The organism is Variovorax sp. WDL1 (assembly GCF_001541225.1).
Taxonomy (GTDB): Bacteria; Pseudomonadota; Gammaproteobacteria; order Burkholderiales; family Burkholderiaceae_C; genus Variovorax.
In genome coordinates this window covers 1-1,014 of sequence record NZ_LMTS01000321.1, presented here as the reverse complement: position 1 = coordinate 1,014, position 1,014 = coordinate 1, and the positions used below count along the sequence as shown (strand labels likewise).

General features: G+C 67.9%; 1 protein-coding gene. It reads left to right on the top strand.

The annotated features are described in order from the left end of the window. The coding region (locus APY03_RS36310; protein ID WP_198161368.1) for a FumA C-terminus/TtdB family hydratase beta subunit at positions 1 to 1,012 on the top strand (1,012 nt) is incomplete at its 5' end. Between the last annotated feature and the right edge of the window lie 2 nt (positions 1,013 to 1,014).

The following is a 1,014-nucleotide window of genomic DNA, read 5'->3' as shown; positions in this document are numbered from 1 at the left end:
GGGGGCCGGCTGGTGCCCGCCCGGCATGCTGGGCATCGGCATCGGCGGCACGGCCGAGAAGGCCGCCCTGCTCGCCAAGGAAAGCCTGATGGACGACCTCGACATGCACGAGCTGCTGGCGAAGAAGCGCTCGGGCGCCGAGCTCGGCAAGGTGGAGGCGCTGCGCGTGGAGCTGTACGAGAAGGTCAATGCACTGGGCATCGGCGCGCAGGGACTGGGCGGCCTCGCCACGGTGCTGGACGTCAAGATCAAGATGTACCCCACGCACGCAGCCAGCAAGCCGGTGGCGATGATCCCGAACTGCGCGGCCACTCGCCATGCGCATTTCGTGCTCGACGGCTCGGGGCCGGTGTACCTCGAGGCGCCCTCGCTCGACCTTTGGCCCAAGATCGAATGGGCGCCCGACTACAACAAGAGCAAGCGCGTGGACCTGGACAAGCTCACGCCGGCCGAGGTTGCGAGCTGGAAGCCGGGCGACACGCTGCTGCTCAACGGCAAGATGCTCACCGGCCGCGATGCCGCGCACAAGCGCATCGCCGACATGCTCGCCAAGGGCGAGAAGCTCCCGGTGGACTTCACCAACCGGGTGATCTACTACGTGGGCCCGGTCGATCCGGTCAAGGACGAGGCCGTGGGCCCCGCCGGCCCGACCACCGCCACGCGCATGGACGGCTTCACCGAGATGATGCTCGCGAAGACCGGGCTGATCGCGATGATCGGCAAGGCCGAACGAGGCCCGGTCGCCATCGAGGCGATCCAGAAGCACAAGAGCGCCTACCTGATGGCCGTGGGCGGCGCCGCGTACCTGGTGAGCAAGGCGATCAAGACGGCCAAGGTGGTGGGCTTCGCCGACCTCGGCATGGAAGCGATCTACGAGTTCGACGTGGTCGACATGCCGGTGACGGTGGCGGTCGACGCCGGCGGCACCAGCGCCCACATCACCGGCCCCGCCGAGTGGCAGAAGCGCATCGCCAGCGGCGAGTTCAAGACCATCATGATGGAAGCGGCTTGAGC